This is a genomic window from Pseudoalteromonas luteoviolacea H33-S (genome assembly GCF_001625695.1).
GTDB classification, from domain to species: Bacteria; Pseudomonadota; Gammaproteobacteria; order Enterobacterales; family Alteromonadaceae; genus Pseudoalteromonas; species Pseudoalteromonas luteoviolacea_B.
The window spans coordinates 16,212-39,350 of the sequence record NZ_AUXY01000061.1 but is presented as its reverse complement, the minus strand read 5'-3'; the positions used below and the strand labels follow the sequence as shown (position 1 = coordinate 39,350).

The 23,139-nt window shown below is 41.3% G+C and carries 18 protein-coding genes; 4 read left to right on the top strand and 14 right to left on the bottom strand.

Going from position 1 to position 23,139, the window contains the following annotated elements:
- Positions 1 to 62 precede the first annotated feature (62 nt).
- From N477_RS08215 to N477_RS08205, 3 genes are all read left to right on the top strand, one after another.
- Positions 63 to 617: a DUF4136 domain-containing protein gene (locus N477_RS08215; protein ID WP_063360834.1), complete on the top strand. Its 555-nt coding sequence runs from the start codon at positions 63 to 65 to the stop codon at positions 615 to 617.
- Positions 618 to 743: 126 nt separating this feature from the next.
- Positions 744 to 1,955: an aminotransferase class V-fold PLP-dependent enzyme gene (locus tag N477_RS08210; protein ID WP_231098061.1), complete on the top strand. Its 1,212-nt coding sequence runs from the start codon at positions 744 to 746 to the stop codon at positions 1,953 to 1,955.
- A gap of 4 nt (positions 1,956 to 1,959) precedes the next feature.
- A complete protein-coding gene (locus N477_RS08205; protein ID WP_063360836.1) occupies positions 1,960 to 2,367 on the top strand; it encodes a SufE family protein in 408 nt (135 codons plus the stop codon).
- A 6-nt stretch (positions 2,368 to 2,373) separates the two neighbouring features.
- Here N477_RS08205 and tcdA read toward each other — a convergent pair whose 3' ends face one another.
- The 7 genes from tcdA to N477_RS08170 all read right to left on the bottom strand — a co-directional run bounded on the left by tcdA (position 2,374) and on the right by N477_RS08170 (position 9,718).
- A complete protein-coding gene (tcdA, locus tag N477_RS08200) occupies positions 2,374 to 3,171 on the bottom strand; it encodes a tRNA cyclic N6-threonylcarbamoyladenosine(37) synthase TcdA (protein WP_063360837.1) in 798 nt (265 codons plus the stop codon).
- A gap of 1 nt (position 3,172) precedes the next feature.
- Positions 3,173 to 3,838, bottom strand: a complete 666-nt coding sequence (locus tag N477_RS08195; RefSeq protein WP_063360838.1) for a TIGR01621 family pseudouridine synthase — start codon at positions 3,836 to 3,838, stop codon at positions 3,173 to 3,175.
- Positions 3,831 to 4,586 carry a 3-deoxy-manno-octulosonate cytidylyltransferase gene (gene kdsB, locus N477_RS08190; RefSeq protein WP_063360839.1) on the bottom strand — a complete coding sequence of 252 codons (756 nt, stop codon included), beginning with the start codon at positions 4,584 to 4,586 and terminating at the stop codon, positions 3,831 to 3,833. Before kdsB ends, N477_RS08195 begins: the two co-directional genes overlap by 8 nt.
- Positions 4,574 to 4,771, bottom strand: coding sequence for a Trm112 family protein (locus N477_RS08185; protein ID WP_046355029.1), 198 nt, complete (start codon positions 4,769 to 4,771; stop codon positions 4,574 to 4,576). The genes kdsB and N477_RS08185 overlap by 13 nt, the downstream gene beginning before the upstream one ends.
- Positions 4,761 to 5,744, bottom strand: a complete 984-nt coding sequence (gene lpxK / locus N477_RS08180) for a tetraacyldisaccharide 4'-kinase (RefSeq protein WP_063360840.1) — start codon at positions 5,742 to 5,744, stop codon at positions 4,761 to 4,763. The genes N477_RS08185 and lpxK overlap by 11 nt, the downstream gene beginning before the upstream one ends.
- Positions 5,745 to 5,746: 2 nt before the next feature.
- Positions 5,747 to 7,483, bottom strand: a complete 1,737-nt coding sequence (gene msbA / locus N477_RS08175; protein ID WP_063360841.1) for a lipid A export permease/ATP-binding protein MsbA — start codon at positions 7,481 to 7,483, stop codon at positions 5,747 to 5,749.
- A 63-nt stretch (positions 7,484 to 7,546) separates the two neighbouring features.
- Positions 7,547 to 9,718, bottom strand: a complete 2,172-nt coding sequence (locus N477_RS08170; protein WP_063360842.1) for a DNA internalization-related competence protein ComEC/Rec2 — start codon at positions 9,716 to 9,718, stop codon at positions 7,547 to 7,549.
- A gap of 72 nt (positions 9,719 to 9,790) precedes the next feature.
- On the opposite strand from N477_RS08170, the gene N477_RS08165 reads away from it, so the two are divergent.
- On the top strand, positions 9,791 to 10,297 hold the full coding sequence (locus N477_RS08165) for a DUF2062 domain-containing protein (protein WP_063360843.1): 507 nt from the start codon (positions 9,791 to 9,793) through the stop codon (positions 10,295 to 10,297).
- Between the two features lie 52 nt (positions 10,298 to 10,349).
- Here N477_RS08165 and N477_RS08160 read toward each other — a convergent pair whose 3' ends face one another.
- The 7 genes from N477_RS08160 to N477_RS08130 all read right to left on the bottom strand — a co-directional run bounded on the left by N477_RS08160 (position 10,350) and on the right by N477_RS08130 (position 22,980).
- On the bottom strand, positions 10,350 to 12,077 hold the full coding sequence (locus tag N477_RS08160; protein ID WP_063360844.1) for a DUF3466 family protein: 1,728 nt from the start codon (positions 12,075 to 12,077) through the stop codon (positions 10,350 to 10,352).
- Positions 12,078 to 12,085: 8 nt separating this feature from the next.
- Complete coding sequence (locus N477_RS08155) at positions 12,086 to 14,002, bottom strand: ABC transporter ATP-binding protein (protein ID WP_063360845.1); 1,917 nt, start codon at positions 14,000 to 14,002, stop codon at positions 12,086 to 12,088.
- Complete coding sequence (locus N477_RS08150; protein WP_063360846.1) at positions 13,989 to 14,234, bottom strand: glutaredoxin family protein; 246 nt, start codon at positions 14,232 to 14,234, stop codon at positions 13,989 to 13,991. Before N477_RS08150 ends, N477_RS08155 begins: the two co-directional genes overlap by 14 nt.
- Positions 14,227 to 16,338, bottom strand: coding sequence for a bifunctional 23S rRNA (guanine(2069)-N(7))-methyltransferase RlmK/23S rRNA (guanine(2445)-N(2))-methyltransferase RlmL (gene rlmKL, locus N477_RS08145; protein ID WP_063360847.1), 2,112 nt, complete (start codon positions 16,336 to 16,338; stop codon positions 14,227 to 14,229). Before rlmKL ends, N477_RS08150 begins: the two co-directional genes overlap by 8 nt.
- Positions 16,339 to 16,402: 64 nt before the next feature.
- Complete coding sequence (locus tag N477_RS08140) at positions 16,403 to 16,933, bottom strand: cell division protein ZapC domain-containing protein (RefSeq protein ID WP_063360848.1); 531 nt, start codon at positions 16,931 to 16,933, stop codon at positions 16,403 to 16,405.
- Positions 16,934 to 17,055: 122 nt separating this feature from the next.
- A complete protein-coding gene (gene pyrD / locus N477_RS08135; protein WP_063360849.1) occupies positions 17,056 to 18,066 on the bottom strand; it encodes a quinone-dependent dihydroorotate dehydrogenase in 1,011 nt (336 codons plus the stop codon).
- An 81-nt stretch (positions 18,067 to 18,147) separates the two neighbouring features.
- A complete protein-coding gene (locus N477_RS08130; RefSeq protein WP_063360850.1) occupies positions 18,148 to 22,980 on the bottom strand; it encodes an NAD-glutamate dehydrogenase in 4,833 nt (1,610 codons plus the stop codon).
- Between the last annotated feature and the right edge of the window lie 159 nt (positions 22,981 to 23,139).

The window sequence follows — 23,139 nt, the reverse complement described above, 5'->3', positions numbered from 1 at the left end:
TGCTTACCCATTAAGGTCCAGTTAGTATTACAAGGCCAAAAGCCTTAATTAAGGAGTAAAAAATGACTCGTAACCTGCTTGTAGCGCTAAGTTTAATTGTTTTAAGTGCTTGTTCTAACACACCAGATTGGGATTATGATAAATCTGTTGAGTTTGCCAATTACAAAACCTTTTCCTGGTCTCCTGACACTGCCAATTTTGATAAAGGTGCAGACAATTATCAAATCAGTGAGCTGATGGAAAAGCGCGTACGCAACGCAATTATTACTGAGATGACACAGCACGGTATCACCCTTGTTGAAGGCACTAAAGCGGATGTAATGGTAAACTTCCACGCGGCAGTAGATACAAAGCTTGACGTAGACACTTTTAATACCAGCTACTCTGCACGCTGGAACTATTGGGGTGTTGGCTGGCATACACAAACGCAAGCGCGCGAATATGAAGTCGGTACTTTGGTCATTGATATTATCGACAGTGCGTCAAATCAACTAGTTTGGCGTGGCGCAAAAGAAGGTCGCTTACGTAAAAAACAGTCGCCTGAAAAACGCACCGAGTCTGTTAATAATACCGTCAAAGATATTCTCGCCAACTTCCCTCCAAAGGTTGAGCACTAAAAGCACAATTAAGGCAGCAACAAGCTGCCTTTTTAAATTTACCCTACTGATTTAATTGTTCATACTTGCAAGGGAATTTCAATTAGGTAAAATTCGGCGGTTTCCGGTTCTTAATGAGCAACTATCTTGATTGAGCAACTTCGTAAAGACTTTCCTTTATTACACCAATTAGTGGATGAGCAGCCACTTTGTTATTTTGATTCTGCCGCCACAACACAAAAGCCACAAAGTGTAATTGATGCAGTAAGCCATTTTTATCAGCTCGAGAATGCCAATGTACACCGCGGCGCACACACGCTTAGCGCTGATGCAACCACAAAATATGAAGCAGTTCGCGACAAACTTGCTCAATACTTAAATGTTCAAAGAAACGAAATAGTGTGGACTAAAGGCGCAACCGACTCTCTTAATTTAATCGCCCATGGTCTATCAGAAAAGTTAGCTCAAGATGATGTAATAGCGCTCTCCCCTTTTGAGCATCATGCCAATATTGTACCTTGGCAACAAGCAGCTGCCAGAACAGGTGCTAAAATCGTTGTTTTACCCGCCTCAAAAGATGGGGTGCTAGACCATACGGCGTCAATTGAACTCATACACGAGCTTAAACCGACGATTTTAAGTATTTGCCATGCCTCAAATGCGCTGGGCAATATTCATGACGTCAAATCATTGATTGAGGCCTCAAAAGCCTATTCAACAATCACTGTCGTTGATGGTGCCCAGTCATTTATGCATTTAAAGCCAGACTTAACACAACTTGGTTGTGATTTTTTTGTGTTTTCAGCACATAAAGCGCTTGGGCCAACGGGTCTTGGTGGTCTATTCGGTCGTTTTGAACTGCTCAATAGCCTCCCTGTTTACCAGACCGGTGGCGAAATGATCGACACTGTTAGCTTCTCAGGCACAACGTTTAGACAAGCACCTGAAAAGTTTGAACCTGGTACACCTAATATAAGCGGTGTTCTCGGATTTGGAGCGGCACTTGATTATCTCAATAATATTGAACGGAATGCATTGATTGAGCATGAGCATACTTTGTATCAATATCTGGTATCAAACCTGCAAAAAATAGCAGGCATTAAAATGTGGGGCGACACAACACATAATATTGGTGTTGTCAGTTTTACATACAAAGACGAGCATCACTTTGACATCGCTACCCTACTAAATACCTACGGCGTCGCAGTAAGAAGTGGCCATCACTGCACACAGCCTTTAATGGCACATTTAGATATTCCCGGCACAATTCGCGTAAGCCTTGCGTTTTATAATAATCAACAAGACATAGACACTTTTATCAGTGCACTTATAGAAACCATTGAGATGTTGGAAGAATAGAATAATGGATATCATTCAAATCCAAGAAAAGCTAAACAGTTTATCTGGCTGGCAAGCAAAATACCGTGAGATCATGTTACTTGGTAAAAAACTGCCAAGTCTGCCAGAGCCATTGAAAACCTCTGAAGCACTTGTAAAAGGCTGCGAAAGCAACGTATGGCTGCACATTGACCTAGACGAGTCTCAGCAACGCCTTGTGCTTATTGCTGACTCAGATACGCGTATCGTAAAAGGGTTATTGGCGATTATTCTGGCCTGTTACAATCATACATTACCAAATGAAGCAAAAGACATAGACGCTTATCAGCTGTTTGAAGAAATGGGCCTAATTAAACATTTAAGCCCATCGAGAGGCAATGGTGTCAAAGCGATTGTTGAACGTATTCAACAACAGGTAAATATGCTCCAGTAATTGGAGCTACTCACTTGCTCGTGCTTTTTTATCTAAGTACTTTCGAATAGATTTTGCTGCAGCAAAAAAGCCAAAACTGCCAGTCACCATGGTTGCTGAGCCAAAGCCTGTCGCGCAATCCATATTTTTACTGCCATCAGCTTGTTGTTTCGCTTTGCAAACTTCGCCACCCTCTGTTGGGTATACAAGTTGTTCTGTAGAATACACGCAATCCACGGCAAATTTGCGCTTCGGATTAGTGGTAAAGTTATATTGCTTGCGCAGTAAATATCGTACTTTTGCAAGTAGCGGGTCATGAGTTGTTTTAGCAACATCCCCAAAACTAATCTGACTTGGGTCCGTTTGACCGCCTGCCCCGCCAGTTGTGATGACAGGGATTTTGTTACGCTTACAATGCGCTATCAATGCGGCTTTCTCTTTAACAGCATCAATGCAGTCAATCACATAATCAAAGCCTTGAATATACTCTTTGATATTTTCTTGCGTGATAAAGTCGTCTATTACCGTGACCTGACAATTTGGATTGATGCTTTCAAGACGAGACTTCATTGCCTCAGCTTTAATTTCACCCACTGTTTGCGTCACTGCGTGTAATTGACGGTTGATATTCGTCACACAAATATCGTCAAGATCGATCAGCGTAATATGTCCGATACCAGTTCTTGCTAATGCTTCAGCAGCCCAACTGCCCACACCACCGATACCTATAACGCAAAAATGCGCGTCGCTTAACCACGCTAATTGTTGCTCGCCATACAATCTACCTATGCCACCAAATCGAAGTGATGTATCTTGATCTGTCATATTACCACTCTAACTGCTCAGGCTGACGCCATGATAAAAATACCTCATGCTCAATTAATTGCATGAATTTACTGCCTTCTTCAGGCTCGATACTAAAAGCCACACGCTCATCATTCCAATTAAACGAGAGATAGTAAGCGTGTAAATACACTCTATCTGACTGTTTACCTCCGTAGCTATCATCACCTAAAATGGGTGCCGACAGGCTTTTCAAGGCAACTCGTAATTGATGAGTCTTGCCACTGTACGGCTTCAGTAAACAAGCTCGTAGACCAGGCTCAATGCTGGTAGAATAAAATCGAGTTATCGCTGGGTTTTCTTGGCTTTTTAAAAGTTTATATGTGCCACGCCGAGACTTGGCCATATCGCCTTTTATCCACCCTTGTTTTTTCTTTGGCTTATCTGAAATCAGCGCGAGATAATATTTATCTACCTCGCGACTTGTGAACAGCTCTGTCAGTTTAGCTGCAGCTTGACTAGATTTTGCCAACACCAATAAGCCAGATGTGACCTTATCTAATCTGTGCACTGGAAATAAACTTATCTCCAACTGTTGCTCCAGCAAAGCGACAAACCCTGTTTGCTCTTCGCTATGAAAACTCAAGCCACACGGCTTGTAAGCAACAACAAAATCTTCATGCTGCGCAATGACTTTGATATCAGCCATTTAAAAACTCAATCACTCGATTCAAGTCTTCAGGTGTGTCAACGCCTGCATGTACAGGTTTACACGCTTTGGTCACTTTGATTGAGTGGCCATGATAGAGTACTCGAAGTTGCTCTAAAGACTCTTGCACTTCCAGCGGCGACACACTCAAATCCAGATAGGTTTTTATAAACCCAGCGCGATAAGCATAAATCCCCACATGACGCTTAAAGTGTGCAAGTGGAATGCTATCTTTATCCATAGACATCATGCTGTCACGCTGAAACGGGATCGGTGAGCGAGAAAAATACAGCGCATTATTCTTAATATCGCTAACTACTTTTACAGCATTCGGATTAAGCACTTCTTCCACATCTTCAATGTCAACGCTCAATGTTGCCATAGGTGCAGAAGAGTTAAACAGTAACTCTGCTACTTGAGAGATATTTTCTGGCTCAAGCAGAGGCTCATCCCCCTGCACATTCACTATTAATGTATCGTCATCCAAGTTGAGTAACTCAACAACCTCAGCTAAGCGTTCAGTACCAGACTGGTGATCTTCACGGGTCATCAATACGTTATCAGTAAAACACTTTGCTTCATCAAAAACCAGCTGGTGATCCGTCGCGATATAAACTGCTTTTGCACCTGATTTTTGCGCTTGTTCAAAGACTCTTTGGATCATTGATTTACCGCAGATATTCACCAGTGGCTTACCTGGCAAGCGTGTTGATGCATACCTTGCAGGTATGACAACTATGAATTCCACTTTTCTACCTCTTCAAGAGATAATTCTCTTGCCTCATTTTCTAACAAAACAGGAATATCATCTCTTACTGGATAGGCAAGCTTTGCTGCTGTGCTGATAAGCTCTTTGTTATCTTTATCATATGCTAATTTGCCTTTGCATACTGGGCACGCAATAATTTCAAGTAATTTAGTATCAAACGCCATGGGTAATAATCCCCTTTCTATCTAATAAGTTGTGAAGCTTGTTAACAAGCCCTTCTGACGGAACAGCATCTACGCGTAAAAAATACCAATTGTCTTTCGCATAAGACTGGCATTTTACTGCGTCTTTTTCTGTCATAAATATGTTGCTTTTGTTGTAGATCTCAAAATCTTCTTCGGTAAACATATGATGATCTGCAAAGTGTTTACTTTGTGTGATTGTCACCCCATTTGCACTGAGCGACTTCTCAAAGCGAGATGGGTTACCAATCGCACTTACGGCGATACCTTTCGGCTCAAATTGTGTAACCCGTGCCCCCGTTTTCACACTGTAAATACCTGTTGTATTAAGTGAATAACCGTCCTCTTTGATGGAACCATTAAACACGGTAAGGTCAACTGATTTTAAGCGCTTGGGCGTTTCTCTCAGTGGCCCAGCAGGTAAAAGTAACCCATTGCCAAAACGACGCTCGTTGTCAACGATGCAAATCTCAATATCTCTATCAAGCTGATAATGTTGAAGCCCATCATCACTGACAATGATGTCAGGTTCATTGTGCGCGATTAAATGTTCGATACTTGCTTTTCGGTCACCACCGATAACCACATCACAGCCTAATCGTTTATAAATTAATAACGGCTCATCTCCCGCCAACTCTGCGGTACTGTCATCACTTACTTTGTATGGTGTGTGTGGCGGCTTGGCACCATATCCACGACTGATCACGGCGACTTTCAAACCAAGTGATTGTAAATAAGGCACAAGCCACAGTACAAATGGTGTTTTACCGTTACCGCCAATACCAATGTTACCTACAATCATAACTGGCACAGATGCCTTGTATGATGACTTTATGCCAATACGAAACATCAACCTTCTTATTGAGCTTACTAACCAAAAAAGTCCGCTTAGTGGCAATAAAACAATATTGATAAGACTAATTGGTTTATACCAACTTTGTTCCACTTTGTTCATTGTTATTCACCATATTGCATCTTGCAAAGTGCAGAGTACGCTCCATCGTTGGCTAGCAACTCGTCGTGTTTCCCTTGTTCAAGCACTCGACCTTTATCGAGTACATAAATTTGATCAGACTTTTCTATCGTTGATAGGCGGTGTGCAATGACTATCGAGGTCTTATTAACCATCAGCTTATCAAGCTCCTCTTGGATCAATCGCTCAGACTCTGTGTCTAATGCCGAAGTAGCCTCGTCTAATATTAATACAGGCGCATCTTTCACAATCGCACGTGCTATCGCTATACGCTGCCTTTGACCGCCAGAAAGCATGACACCATTCTCACCGACTTCAGTGTTTAAACCTTCAGGTAAATCTTTAACAAATTCCCAAACATGGGCTTTCTTAGCAACGTCAATTAATTCCGCTTCACTGAGCTTTTCATCCAAACCGTACATAATGTTATTTGCAATCGTGTCATTGAACAAAGTGACATGCTGAGAAACAAGCGCAAATTGATTTCTAAGGCTGGCTAAAGTGTATTCACTTAAATCTACACCATCTAATGTAATAGCACCGCTATCCAATTCATAAAATCTCGGTAATAAACTAGACAATGTCGACTTACCAGAGCCACTGCGGCCCACTAATGCGATACTCTTGCCCGCAGGGATCTCAATCGAAAGGTCTTTGATGACTGGTTCATCTTTTGTAGGATAGGTGAAAGTTACACCCTTTACGGAAATTGCGCCCGTAACACTATCAACAGAGTGCGTGCCAGTATCCTTTTCTTTTTCTTCATCGAGTACATCAAAGATACTTTTCGCAGCAGCAATGCCCCTTTGAAAATCACTGTTTACGTTTGCAAGCTGCTTCAAAGGACGAAGCATCATAACCATAGCCGTAATCAAAGACGCAACAACACCTGGTGTTAAAGACTCATGCACATCTGGCATTGCGATAATCGCCAAAACAACAGCCATGGCACTGGCCGCAATCAGTTGAATGACTGAAACACTGAGCGCCCTTGTCGCATCCATTTTAACCCGCTGCTGACGGTTATGATTATTCACTTTCGCAAAATGTGTAATTTCTTTTTCCTGACCGCCGAATCCATGGATTTCTTTGTGACCAGACAGCATTTGCTCCGAGCCTCTAGTCACTGCGCCCATAGCATCTTGTATATTTTTTGAAATCTTTCTGAAACGTTTAGAAACTATACTGACCACAATGGCGACAAATGGCACAATAATTAGAAATAAAAGTGATAACTTCCAGCTAATTGCGAACATGCCCCATAATAAAAAGACTACAAATGCCCCTTCGCGGATAGCAACTTGAAGTGCACGTGTAACCGCCTGCTGAACCTGCTCTGTATCGAATGTGATTTTTGAGACCAGTTCACCATTAGAGTGCTTGTCGTGAAAAGAAACAGGCATAAATAACATATGCTCATACAGTTGTTGTCTTAGCTTTCTTACGACTTGAGAGCCTACATAACTTAAACAATATGAAGACATATAATTAAAGATACCGCGCCCTAAGACCAATAAAATGACCACAATAGGAGCCATTGCGAGTACTTCTTGATTACCTTGCGTGAGACCATCGTCCATAAATGGTTTCATTAACTGAATAAACAGCGCATCCATAGCGGCATAACCTAGCATGCCAATTATCGCAAACAACGACGCTGCTTTAAATTCATAGGTGTAAGTCAAAAGCCTTTTATATATTTGCTTTCCAGACTGTTGCATAGTGTTACTCTAAAACTTCAAAACCCCCTTATTGTATCTCCCATCAAGCAAAAACTGAATGCATTATCTTAAAAACCATAGATTTTTCGCGTTTCTAGCGGTGTAAACTTCAAAGTGCTGTTTAAAAATACGGATCTGAACTTGGCCATCTAATGCCGTGTCGTATGTTTTATATCCAAAATGGTGATAACGCCTTACAACATCTGAATGAGGCAGACGCCAAGGCGTATTATAGCTGCGAGAAAATATGGCTAATTCTGCGTCTACTTGCTCAATAAATTGGGCACTGGAAGATGTGCGACTGCCATGGTGTGGAGCAAGTAGAAATGAGGCGTTTAGATGCGCTTCATATTGAGCAACTATTTGCGATTCAATGTCCGTTTCAATATCACCTGGGAGCAAAAGTTTAAATTCGCCATCGCTCACCATAACAACGCATGAGCTGTTATTATCATTGCCCTGTAGCTGCCCAGGCCAAATCGACTGAATAGTCAAACTGCCTAACTCAATCGCTTTTAGTAAACAAGGCTGCGAATATTCCTCTCTATGAAAAGCACGTAGCGTGTCCCTATAACCAAGAAAATTTAAATCTTTTAACCCTCCAGCATGGTCGCCATCATCATGACTCACAATGGTATATATGAGCTCAATATTATTCGCTTTGATATAAGGCACCACAACATGTTTGAACATAGAATACGTGCCAAAGTAACTAGCCCCCAAATCATACAAAAAGCCTTTACCGTTGTGCTCAACCAACACTGCGCTGCCATGTCCGACGTCAAAAATATTGATTTGCCAATGTGGTTTAGGGCTCAGCCACCAATGAAGCGAAGTTGCAATTATTGGAATTAATGAATAAAAACGCGTTAACGGATTAGACAACAACACAATAATGAGCATAATTGCGAACAATTGGCGAACGGTGATTGGCGCAATATCTAGCCAGTGAAAATTTAAATTCAACAACCACCTGTAAGCCTCAAAGAGCCAAGTATCCAACAATGAAATAGCACTCACATCAAATACGTGAAAAATTGCAGACTGCAATAAAATTGCCGGAAAAATCACACAAGACAGCAATGGGATCACCACAATGTTTAATGCTAAACCACTAATACTAACGCCTTGAAACGCAAATATTGTCAGTGGGAATAAGAACACAAATATAAGTAGCTGTACCTTTATTAGCCAGACTAATTTATCGAGCCACTTCAAAGGCTCTCCAGCCGCCCTATTTTGTTTTGAAACAAACCAAAGGATGCAACTCACAGCCACAAATGAAAAATACAATCCCATGTTTAATAATGAAAATGGAGAAGCTAAGATAATAACTGTGAGCGCGTACAAAATAAGCCGAAAAAAACTAATACGAGTTCCTAATAAGTAACAAACCACGCCTATCAATGCCATTAACCAAGCGCGCTGTGCTGATATTTGCATGCCACTCACCGTAACATACAGTCCGGCACTTATAAGCGCACATAAAACCCCAAAGGTGTGGATATTAGCATCTTGTTTTAGGAAGCTTTGCACTGGTATTAATAGAACTTTTAAAAGTATAAAGCTTAATGAAAAGAAAATTGCTATATGCAGTCCAGAAATGGCGAGTAAATGACTCAAGCCCAGCATACGAAAGTGTTCTTTATCTATTTTGGGGGTTTTGGTTTTATCACCAGTCAGCAATGTGTAATATAGCCAACTCAGCTCATATTTTTGAAAAACACTTGAAATATAGTGCCTGTAGCTAGTTTGCCAAGCTCGCTCTTTTCTATCATGTCGTTCAATCTCTACCTTACCTTTAAAATAAATATGATTTTGAAAAGCAAATAGCTCGCTATCAAACGTATGGAAGTTTTTTCTTGAACGAAATGCTTTTAACTTTGCAATCCCTGCTATTTTGTCCCCTTCTCGCAATGGCATACTATGCTTACCAACAGACAAATTTGCGTTTACCGTTTGCCATACACTTACTTGAAAGGTATCAATGGATTCAATCTTTACTTGGATATATGGGCGCTCACCAGATTTGATAAATTGAGACACTGTTGCAACAATTTTAACTGGTTTTTCAATGACTAAATTCTGCCATGAAATCTGATAGAACATATAGTAATTCAAGTTTGTAACAAAAATACCTAAAATAAAACCTGCCAAAACGTTCGAAAAAAGCTTAAAATAGCTACTAACAAAAACGAGCAAGGCAAAACTGACGGGTAATTGCCATGTATCCATGAAAAACACGGATATTGCACACCCGAAAATGATGCCGCAGCAAATCAAAACTGAAGTAGATGGTTGCTCTATATGGCGAAAAAAACGATCCAACGCTTTTTACCCGATCACAATAAGATCAAAGAACAAAAATCGTTAAGAATTTTTGGAAGTTTATTGCATGATGCAAATCTGTGGCATCTTAACCGACGCTCAGCAAGAGGTGCATTTTCAGTTGGACTTTTTTTTGCGTTCATCCCTGTCCCTTTTCAAATGGTACTCGCGGCAGCTCTCGCAATTCCTTTTCGAGTAAACTTACCTTTATCTATCGCACTGGTATGGATAACTAATCCTCTAACAATGCCACCCATATTTTACTGCTCATATCTTGTCGGTGTATTTGCCCTAGGTCAAGAGCTCCAGCCCTTTCACTTCGAACCTACATGGGAATGGTTAACTCAAAGTATCTCAACAATAGGCCCAGCTTTTATCGTTGGCTCATTAATTTGCGCATGTATTGCTGCAATCATAGGTTTTTTTGGTATTGATTATCTTTGGCGACGCTCCGTGAACAAAGCTTGGGAAGCAAGAAATCAATAACACCATTTTCAACGATAATAAAAAAGGGCCTAAAGGCCCTTTTTTATTATGCTTATTTTCTTCGTCTTCTTAGCATTAGTAATGGTAAAGCTAAAAGACCAAATATGCCAAAAGAAGCCGAGCTGCGTTCATAAGTCTCCGCCTCTTCAACTGGGCACTGTTCAGGCTCACCACTGATTGGCGTCAATAGTACTGGCACTGCTACTGATTCATACTCATCATTGCCTGAGCTGTCTTTAGTTACATTGCCCAAATTGTCTCTGCGCTTCACCGTCTTTGATGCCACGGCAAAAATACGATTATCTTCAGTTATCTTAACTGCATCACCGACACGATAATTAAAATCGTCACTTGGACAAGGTAGTAAGTCATTTATATTTTTTAGTTCAGAGGTTGCAATATCATAGATAAAAGCTTCTCGTCTCGGAGTATCACCAATACTGGTTACCTCTGCCTGGCCTACAATGATACCCGCGTCATTAATATCTCGTGGGTACAAATCAGAGCTATTAAAGAACGATGTCATTTCAGTGAAAGACTTATTATTGATGTCGTAGTAATAGCCTTTTACTTGCTCAAACGAATTCAGCTCATCAAATCGATAGCCCACCACGATATTATTATTATTAATATCAACGCCTCGACTAGACTCATAACCTTCTACATGATCAATGATTTGCGCAAATTGGCCGTCTTTATAATACCCAGCTCTTTGGCGACTGATAAAGCGGTCGTCTTTACGAGTCTGAGAATGACCAACCGCGTAACCGGCTTGGTTCACAGCGATTGCCGTGCCAAGGTGAACACGTTCTTCATCTTCTTCACGAACAATACCCAAGCCCAAAAGCTTAGACTCACCTTCAATAAGGTTAAAGTTTGCGTCTAACTTCCACTGATACGCGTGACGGTTGTAGTAAATTGAACCATTTTGAAGTTCCCATACACACACATTTACCGGCTTACTATCACCGTTACAAATATCATCAAAGCGCTGTTGGCCATCTATCGCAACATCTGTAGAAGTTTGACCGACAACTAAATAAGTACCGTCATCTAGTTTTTCTACATGGTTCGCTGTACTGAATCCACCATATTCGCCAACAAAAGCTGGAGGTAACTCAACTAGTTCGCCACCAGGGGTAATGAAAACGGCACGAGAAGAAAATGCGCGCTCAAAAAATACGGTAGGATCTGACTCTCCATCTTTTACAAAGTCAGTTCTTTTAGAATAAGGCGCTGTTCCCCATCCCACCATCGCCCCATCAGAGGCAATACCGCTGATATAGGTGGTAACAGAACGAGACAGCTCATTACCCGTATACTCTCTTTGCTCATCAAATAATACTTTTTCATCGGCGCTAGTCGCAGAAAATATGACAGAAATACCCGAGTTAATTTTTTGAAATTCGCCATTACCACTGCGGGTGTTTAGATATGAACGCATAAATTCATGCGCATCTGGATCAGTCGCTGCCGCATTATTATTTTTTATGTCGTCTAATGTAAAATTAATTGGGTCTTCAATTCGCTCACGTGCTGTTTTAAATTGATCGTATGAACTTGTAATACTGTCATCGTTAAAATCAATATAACTGGTATCAATCTTAATATTAAACAGACCAGAAGACCTACCAACAACTTCTCCAGATTCATTAGCATCATTAATGATAGTGTCTGTTGTAGAGCTATGCGATGGTAACTCAGTCAATTGATATGTTGCAGCAAAAAGCTGCCCTGAAAAGCACAAACCAATGCTGGCGGCTAAAAGTGAATATTTCATTTCAATCCTTACTGCTGATTCTGTAAAGCTTCTAATTCTTCCCAACGTTCATACGCGGCTTCGAGCTTGGACTCCAATTCCGCCAGTTGGTTCAATGCTTGTTGTGTTACATCAGATTCTTGTTTAAAAAATTCAGGCGAGTTCACTAACTCTTGCTGATTTTCTAGCGCGGTTTCAAGTTCCTCTACTTTACCCGGCAAGGCCTCTAATTCAAGCTTTAATTTGTAACTGAGCTTACTAGATTTGTTTTTGCTTGTATCGCGTTTAGCGGATGTGGCAGCAGACTTTTCTTTGTCTAGTTTTTCAAGTTCTTTTTGTTGAGCAACTTTATTATCCCGATACGCCTCAAAATCGCTGTAACCACCAACAATCTCAGTCACAATACCATCGCCTTCAAAAGCCCAAACACTATTACAGGTGTTATCAATAAACTCCCTATCATGGCTAACAATTAATATTGTGCCTTGATATTGAGTAATGATTTCCTCTAACAGTTCTAACGTTTCAATATCCAAATCATTGGTTGGCTCATCCAGCACCAATACATTTGACGGCTTTAAAAACAGCTTAGCTAAGAGCAGTCGGTTTTTCTCACCACCTGATAACGCCTTAACAGGGGTACGAGCACGTGCTGGTGGAAATAAGAAGTCTTGCAAATAGCCAAGTACATGTCGGCTTCGACCACCAATAGATACTTCTTGCTTACCTTCAGCAACGTTATCTTGAACAGTCATTTCTTCATCAAGTTTTTCTCGATACTGATCAAAATAAGCAACTTCTAAATTAACACCTTGTTTAATCTTGCCACTGTCTGCTGATAATTTACCAAAAAGTAGCTTTAATAACGTTGTTTTACCAATGCCATTCGGGCCTACTAAACCGACTCTATCACCGCGCATAACCAATGTAGAAAAATCTTTCACAATTGGCTTATCTTTAAATGCATGATTTACAAAGCTTGCTTCAAATACTAACTTGCCTGAGCGCTCAGCAGATTCAATATTAAAGTCCGCTTTACCCACTTGCTCAATTCGCTGCTTTCGCTCAACACGTAGCGCTTTTAGCGCACGAACACGACCTTCATTACGTGTTCTACGCGCTTTGATCCCCTGTCTTATCCAAGTCTCTTCTTCAGCGAGCTTTTTATCAAACAATGCGTTTTGCGCCTCTTCGACTTTTAAATCATGGGCTTTTTGCTCGAGATACTTAGCATAATTACCAGGGTAAGAAACCAGCTTGCCTCTATCTAAATCTAAAATACGTGTCGCTACAGCCCTAATAAAAGCACGGTCATGGGAAATAAACACGATGCCACCTTTGAAATCTTTCAAAAATGACTCTAACCATTCCACACTTGCCATGTCCAAGTGGTTAGTCGGTTCATCAAGTAGTAATAAGTCTGGGTCACTGACAAGCGCTTTGGCTAGCGCAACCTTTCTCAGCCAACCACCTGAAAGCTTTTCAAGGCGCATTTGCGCGGTCAACTGAAGCTGGCTTAGAACCAAATTAATTCGGCTTTCAAAGCGCCACGCATCTGCTGCTTCAATTTCAGCAGATAAGCGCTCAAGCTTATTCAATAAACTGTTAGATTGGTCTGTTTGGAGCGCTTCGCTGACATGGTTATATTCAATTAAAAGACTCGCGACATCCGGTAAACCTTGAGCCACGTAATCAAAGACGCTGCCCTGCGCCCCTTTTGGTGGATCCTGTTCAAGGCGTGATACTTTAAGACCTGTAAGACGGTTTATTTCACCATCATCCAATAACACCTGCCCATCAAGTACTTTTAGTAAGGTTGACTTACCAGCACCGTTTCTACCAACAATACAGACTCGCTCACCGGCTTCAATCAAGGCATCTGCATTGTCTAGTAGCGGATGAGAACCAAAAGCAAGTTGTGCTTTAGCAATTCTAATTAAATCCATCTTCTTGTATTAACTCTTGAATTTGTTGTTGGGTAAATGGCCAGTAGAGCAATTTACCTGTTTTTATATTTTTAATTACTGGAATAGAAGTTTGAAATTGCGACATCAAATTTTCATCATCCAAGATATCTTGAAGGTGAATGTCACCGCTTGAAAGCACAGACACAGCATAATCGTGTGCCTGTTCACATAAATGACATCCATCAGTGTGATATAAAACCACTTTAGCCATGTGTAATAAGCCAGCTATTGTGGATCTGTTTATTGCGTTTAAAGTCTGGAGATAATGTTTCCGTTGAGATATTTTCAGCTTTCAAGCCCAATCCCATCAGTGCAACTTCATCCATTTTAAAACCGCGCTTGTTATTAGAGAACAGTAGCACGCCATCAGGACTTAGAATGTTCTTCACCCAAGTTAATAATTGGATATGGTCACGTTGAACATCAAACACGTTTTTCATTCTCTTGGAGTTTGAAAAAGTAGGCGGGTCTAAGAAAATTAAATCGTATTGACCCTTAGCATGTTCTAACCATTTCAAACAATCCGCTTGCTCGAATCTAAAACGTGGATTTTTAAGGTTATTAAGTGCAAAGTTTTCTTCGGCCCATTTAAGGTAAGTTTTTGACATATCAACAGTAGTAACCGACTTTGCACCGCCGAGTGCTGCGTGAACTGACGCAGAGCCCGTATAAGCAAACAGGTTTAAAACGCGTTTGTCTTTTGAGTTTTGTTGGATAAATCGACGTGCAAGACGGTGATCTAAAAACAGACCCGTATCTAAATAGTCATACAAATTAACTTTAAATTTTGCACCGAACTCTTCAATAACTTGATAACGATTTTGCTTCTCATATGAAGTATATTGCTCATCACCACGCTGTTTTTTACGTACCTTTACCGCTAAGTTGCTCGGCGAAATATCGAGAGTTTCGGCAGTTAAAGAAATCACATCTTGTAAACGTTTATCCGCAACGTCGGCGTTGATTTCTTTTGGTGCAGCATATTCAAAAATAACGGCGTTGTCGCCATATACATCAACGGCGACGTTATATTCAGGGATATCAGCATCATACAAACGATAAGCTTCAACAGACTCTTTTTTCAACCAACTTTTTAGGCCCTGCTTATTCTTTTTAAGTCTGTTAGCAAATGCACGAGACTGCTCAAAATGCAGTTCTGAAGCTTGTTGGTTCTGAGCAACTTGCTTTTCATTCAGCTCATACATATACAAGGTGACATCAATTGGACCATTCTTAAACTTGTAACGCTTTTTAGACGCGAGCTTAAGTAATCTAAATAACTCATCGTCAGTACCAAGCAATGCAGCGTTCCAATCGCGATAATGCTTTTTGAAGCTCACACCCATATTACGATATAGGTTAATCAATTCAGCCATTGAACCCAAGCGCTCACCATACGGTAAGTTACTTAAAATTGTACCAGGGCGCTTTGCGACAGACTGCAACTTGCCCGCATCCGCTTCTTTAAATTGGATTAGTTCGCCAACACCTGCACGGTTTGCATTAGACTTAGCTGTGTCTAACACTCTTCCATCAATATCGTGACCAATTAGCCACAATTTAGAATCGACTTTTTCCGCTTTAAGTTCTTTTTGGATTTCTTTGAACTTTGCTTCTCTAAAGCTCGGTAGACGCTTAAAAGCAAATGCCTTATGCAGGTTTGTAGGCAGGTTTAAAGCCATACTGGCGGCTTCAATTAACAATGTACCAGAGCCGCAACAAGGGTCAAACAAAGGCTTTGAGGTGTCATTCAGCCAGCCACTTCGAGTAACAAGCGCTGCAGCTAGGTGTTCACGAATTGGGGCTTTACCCTGTTTGGTTCTATAGCCGCGGTCAGACAATCTTGGACCTGAATAATCAAGATATAGTGCAATTTTTTGCTTATTAAGCTTAGCAATAATTCGAACATTTGCGTCTTGTTTATCTACGGATGGACGTTGCTCATAAAGATCTTGGAAATAATCAACAACGGCATCTTTAATGACCAAACCCGAGAACTGCGTGTTTTTTAATTCTTTATTCGTGCCATTAAACTCAACAGCAAAGGTTTGTGACGGGCCAAACCACTCTTGCCAGCCTTGGAAACGAGCAAACTTATACAGGTCATCTTTATTTTTAATATCTTCATGCTCATCAATTAATAACATAACGCGCGTTGAGTATCGCGTCATCATACAAAATTTCTGAGCGGTAAGATTGTCGGCTTCAAAGCGAACCGAACCAATGCTTTGCTTAGTAACTTTAATTTCGAAAGATTGAAGTTCTTCGACTAGTAGATTTTCGATGCCAATCGATGTAAGCGCAATAAACTGCAATGTGATAACCCTGTAATTTCAATTGACGCGAGTATAACACAGCTATGTACAGACTGGGATTGGATTAAGCCCTTCTACTGACTTTATTACTCGCCAATACAGGGTGAATGCGATCGTTTAAAACCTTGATGGCCTGAAACTGCTCTAAACTGATATTTTCATCTAGCTGGAAGTTCGCGGTCAGGTTTATACACAAGCTTGCATCGCGTTCATGATCAACTATCAAACAATCGCCTGTCATGACTTTAGACTTAAGACTAATGACTGCATTACACAAAACTTCATTGCCAATATAGGCTTGGAAAAACCAACTCTTGGCTTGGACAGGTAACAAGTGGAATTTAGCAGCAGTGGCATTAAGTGCAATCTGACAACATTGCGCTTCTGACCAGACAGAATAAGTACACAAGTAATCAAATACATTTTGATAAAATGCAGCTTCTTCGACACTAAATGTGGGGCTGGAATCAGAATCGGCAGTAAGCTGGCGAAGACGATACGGCGTGCAGAGTTGAAGCTCGTCGCCTAAATCAACAAGCAAACGGTTTTGTGTGCGACATTGAAGCCAACGCCACTCTTTTGATGCTTGCAAAATCGCCCTCCGCGTTACTATTAAATTAATTCATCCAGTAACGCGAAGTATATCGCGATTTTTGCAAGTGTAAAAATATTTATAATAACAATTTGTTTAGGATCATTTTGTAATATGACTGATCCTTATAAAGAATTTACGATCCTTTTGATCAATTGTGGTCCTTCGTAAATAAAACCAGTGTACAATTGGACGAGATCTGCACCTGCGTTGAGCTTTTCTTGCGCAGCTTCAGCGCTGTCAATCCCACCCACACCAATAATAGGCAGCTTGCCTTCTGTAAGGCGTTTTAGTTCTTGAACAACATGCGTTGACTTTTCACGCACAGGACGTCCTGATAAACCGCCAGCTTCATTTGCAAATTCTAAGCCTTGTACTGCGTCTCTTGCTAACGTTGTATTCGTCGCAATGACGCCGTCAATGCGATTAGTTACAAGTGATTCAGCGATTTGCGTTAATTGCACCGCATCAACATCTGGCGCAATTTTAACAAGCATTGGCACTGACTTTTTGTGCTTTTCAATTAAGTCTACCTGCTCATTTTTAAGGCTTTGTAATAAGTCATCTAGCGCTTCACCATATTGCAGATCACGAAGGCCAGGCGTATTCGGTGAAGAGATGTTTACTGTGATGTATGATGCATGTTCAAAAACTTTGCGCATACAATGGATGTAATCATCTTTGCCCTGCTCGTTTGGTGTATCTTTGTTTTTACCAATGTTGATCCCAAGGATCCCGGTATAATTTGAAGCTTTTACGTTAGCAACTAAATTATCTACGCCTTTATTGTTAAAGCCCATTCTGTTAATCACAGCATGTGCTTCTGGAAGACGGAATATACGTGGCTTATCATTTCCAGCTTGAGGCCTAGGTGTAACAGTACCTACTTCAATAAACCCAAAACCCATTTGGCCAAATGCATCAATACATTCAGCATTTTTGTCTAAACCAGCAGCTAATCCCACTGGGTTATCAAATTCTAAGCCTAAAAAGTTAACTGGCTTTTTAGGAAGAGACTGTGACCAAGCAAGACTTAATGGGGTATTTTTGAAACGGCGCAAATTGCCTAAAGCAAAATCGTGGGCCCATTCCGCATCTTTATTAAACATATAACGACGTGCTAAATCGTAAAACATCGAGACTCCTTAAGTTCCTGGTAACAGTTTGAGGCAAAAAAATACCCCAGCAATTGCCGGGGTATTTTAACGTGTTAATTTTTATTTGGAAGTGTCACAGTTGTGACTTAATAACATTAATTCTCTTAACGCTACTGAGAACTTCGCAAAGTCATGGTTCTGAGAAGTCTTAAACTCCGCTAGCATTTGCTGCCAACGGTGTAAAAGTGAAGACTGATTATCCATCCACTGATTGATAAGTGCGTCAACTTCACCGTCTCCTTCAAAGCTGTTTAGAACAACTTCAGACAATGCACGCTGCTGCCAGTCTAGCTCTTCACGGTATGAAGCACGTGCTAGTGCCTGCCAGTGGTTAGCCACTGGTTGCGCAGTGATTTGGTCTAGGAACCAGTGTAGGCCCATGTTTGCACCTAACTTGAAGTACGTGTTAGATACTACTGAAATATCACGCTTCGCGTTGTTTGCAACTTCTGCAAGATCCATCACTGAGAACAAGCTAGATAGTGATACGATGCGATCCGCTAATGCTTGTGGAACACCTTCTGATGTTAACTCAGCTGCTTTCTCAGCAAGACGCGCACTTTCTTCTTCAACCATGTAAGTTGTCAGGTTAGCGCTTAAGTCTGCAAATGTCGGTGCGAAGAACTCAATTGTTTCTTCAATGCTCAGTGCTTTGTTACGGTGGCGTAAGAACCAGCGCGTAACACGACGAACTGTACGACGTAACTGATACAACATTTCTGTTTGTACAGCTGATGGGATCTTGTTATCAAGCGCTGAAATTTCAGCCCATGTTTCTGACATCTCGAATGTCGCACATGCAATTGAGTAACAAAGTGCAATTTCAGCTTCTGTTGCGCCTGTTTCTTCATGCATGCGGATCATGAAGTTCAAGCCCATATCGTTTACGATATTGTTAGCAAGCTTAGTAGCAATGATCTCTTTTCTCAGCGGGTGCTCATCCATTGCTGCGTTAAAGCGGTCACGAAGAGGCACAGGGAAAGAGTTTACTAGTAGCTGACGGTAATAAGGGTTTTCAGTGATTTCATCAACCACTAATGTTTCTTTTAGTACCATCTTAGAATAAGAAACTAGAACAGAAAGCTCTGGACGAGTTAAATCAAGACCGGCTGCAGCGCGCTCTGCTAGCTCTTCATCACTTGGTAAGAATTCAATGTTTCTATCAAGCTTACCGTCTTTTTCAAGTGCGTGGATGAAGCGGATCTTTTCTTTAAGTGTCGCAGGACCTTTTGACTTAGTTACAGACAATGTATGTGTTTGACGGTAACAATCAGCAAGTACAAGTTCAGACACTTCGTCAGTCATTGCATATAGCAATTCGTCACGTTGTTTCTTCGTAAGGTCACCTTCAGCAACTAAACCATTAAGTAAAATCTTAATGTTTACTTCGTTATCTGAACATGCAACACCACCAACGTTATCGATAAAGTCAGTGTTAATACGACCGCCTTTAGCTGCAAACTCGATACGACCAAGTTGGGTAGCACCTAAGTTACCGCCTTCACCGAAGATCTTAGCACCAAGCTCAGAGCCATTGATACGTAGTGCATCATTCGCTCTGTCACCTACATCCGCGTCACTTTCGTTTTTCGCCTTGATATAAGTACCGATACCACCATTCCAAAGTAGATCAACTGGCATCATTAGAAGCGCTTTAATCAACTCAGTTGGTGTCATGCTTGCTTTCTTAGTACCAAGCATTTTCTTAATTTCTGGTGTTAGCGTGATTGACTTCGCTGCACGAGAGAAAATACCGCCACCTTGAGAAATTAAGCTTGCATCATAGTCTTCCCACGATGAACGTGGTAATTCGAACATACGTGCACGCTCTTTGTAAGAGCTCGCTGCGTCTGGGTTTGGATCAATGAAGATGTGCATGTGGTTAAATGCAGCAACTAAGCGCGTGTGCTCAGATAGCAACATACCATTACCGAATACGTCACCCGCCATATCACCAATAGCAACCGCTGTGAAATCAGTTGTTTGACAGTCAATGTCCATTTCACGGAAGTGACGTTTAACTGACTCCCAAGCACCTTTAGCTGTGATACCCATCTTCTTGTGGTCATAACCAATTGAACCACCTGATGCAAATGCATCACCTAGCCAGAAGTTATATTCATCAGCAATACCGTTGGCGATATCTGAGAATGTCGCTGTACCTTTATCGGCAGCAACTACTAGATATGGGTCATCTTCATCATGACGAACTACATCTACAGGCGGCACGATGTCACCGTGAATGATGTTATCTGTGATATCTAACAGACCACGGATGAAGATCTTGTAGCACTCTTGTCCTTCACGGAAGAAACCTTCACGGTCATTTGGTAACTGTTTACATACGAAGCCGCCTTTAGAGCCAACAGGTACGATTACAGTGTTCTTAACCTGCTGTGCTTTAACTAGGCCAAGCACTTCTGTACGGAAGTCTTCACGACGGTCAGACCAACGTAAACCACCGCGCGCAACCTTACCACCACGTAAGTGAACACCTTCGATACGAGGAGAGTATACAAAGATTTCAAATGCAGGTAACGGCAACGGCATTTCTGGAATTGCGCTTGGCTGAATTTTGAATGAAACGTATGATTTGTTAGAGCCATCCGCTTCTTTTTGGTAGAAGTTCGTTCTTAGCGTCGCATCAATCATTGCTACGTAAAGACGAATGATACGGTCATCATCAAGGTTAGCTACACTTTCCAGCTCGTGGTAGATTTTCTCTACTAGCTTATCAAGTGACTTTTGCGCAACTTTCTTCTGTGGGCAGAATTTCTTCTCAAACAACTCAACCAATTGGTTTGCGATGTGAGGATAATGCTCGAACGTATTTTCGATGTAAGACTGTGAGAAAGTCACACCAATCTGGCGCATATATTTAGCGTATGCACGAAGGATAGATGCTTCGCGGCCCGTAGAACCCGCTTTTAAAACTAAACGGTTGAAGCCATCATTTTCTAGACGGTTGTTCCAAACGTTGATAAGTGCAGCGCGGAAACGTGCTGATACTTTATCAAAATCTGCTAGCCCTTTGCTGTCTAACAGCATAGAGAAATCCATGATCCAATTAACTTGACCATCACTTGTCTTAACCGCAAAAGGTGTTTCACCGATTACGCGTAAGCCAAAGTTTTCTAGCATTGGCATCACGTCTGAAAGGTGAATTGGCTCATCTTTATGGAACAAGCTTAAGCGAACGATTTGTGAATTCGCTTCTTCTTGAGGTCTGTAGAACAACATTTCAAGCTTGTTCTCATCGCTCAACTTCTCAAGTTTTGAGATATCAACGACAGCAGCGCTTGGCAAAACTTCGTCTTTGTATGCGCGAGGGAAAGCCGTTGCATATTTACGGTTTAACTCGTTACCGCGTGCTTCACCTTCGCCCGCAAGCAAAGCTGTTTGTAGTTTATCTTCCCAAGTACGGGCAGCTTCTACTAAATTATTTTCGATTTCTTTCACGTTGTACTTAATGTTGTTGTCAGCTACACGAACAATATAATGCGTTCTTGCCAATGTAGACTCTGAGAAAAATGTAGTGAACTCAACTTTTTCGTTAGACCCAAAGGCATCGCCTAACAATTTCTGAGTTTCGCGACGAAGCGCGGTATTGTATCTCTCACGCGGTACATAGACCATACAAGAGAAGAAACGTCCATATACGTCTCTTCTAACGAATAGACGACACATATCACGCTCTTGGGTTTGTAATACACCCGTTGCAACATCTAATAACTCAGATTCACGAGCCTGCACAAGCTCGTCACGTGGATACGTCTCTAAGATATTAAGCACTGCTTTGTAAGCGTGAGTTCCTTTAGCAAAATCACACTGCTCCATAATGCGCGCAATTTTACTCTTTAATACAGGAACGTCAGAAGCACTGTTGTTGTAAAAACTTGAAGAGAAAAGACCGATGAAACGATCTTCACCAATCACGTTGCCCTCTTTATCAAAACGCTTAATACCAACATAATCAATATGTGCTGGACGATGAACGCGAGATTGAGAGTTTGTCTTGGTTAAGATCAATAAGTTTTTACTGCGAGCTTCAAGGCGCGCAACTTCTGGTAGTTCTGATAACAGACGACTACTTTCAGAAGAGTTTTTCATTAGACCTAAGCTTGAACCTGCTACAGGCTTAAGCTCGTAGTCACCTTGAACTGGCACAAGGTCATACTGACGGTATCCCATGAACGTGAAGTTATCACGCGCAAGCCAATCAAGGAATTCAACCGCTTCACTGAGTTCTTGTTCAGAAGAGCTGTGTTTGCGATTAGGAATATCTTCACCAACTGCAACCAACTTATCTCTGATAAGTAACCAGTCTTCAACCGCTACAGAAACATCCTTTAACACTGATTCTAATTCTTGCGTAAAGTCAGCAATGACCGACTCGTCTGTTTGACGGTCAATCTCAATAAAGAAAACAGTCTTAGTAGATGAAGATTCTTGTTCAGTTTTTAAACCTGAAACAGCTGAGATTTTATCTTCTTGGTCACGGTTGATCTTGAGAGGGCAGTGTAAAAGTAGATGCGAAGCAATATTCTTACGGCTTAGCGCCATACGCACTGAGTCAACCAAAAATGGCATATCATCTGAAATGATCTCTACAATCGTGTGAGACGATTGCCAGCCATCTTTCGCAACTTCAGGGTTGAATACACGGATAACTGCGTCTTCTGAAGTATTCTTTTCAAGAGAATTCCACAGACTCAGAGCAGCACCGTACAGGTCGCTGTCGTTACGATTAGCCAAGTCCTCTTTAGACATGTTGCTGTACAAGGCTTTGGCGAATGTTTCAACGAGCGACACGTTATCGGCATGAACTTTTTTCTGGATCAACTTGCAAACGTTATCAAGGATAACCGATGCTGGACCTTCACTTTGTGTCATTATGTGTTCCTTAATCTATACCACCTTTGAACGGTAGATTATTTGTACAGCCAATTATTAGCGTGGAGTCCAGAGGATTTTAACCTTTCTGGCGCTAATAAAAAGCTTTTTTGACAAAAACATTTGAGGCTTTTCAGCCAGTTGGTCATATATTCACAA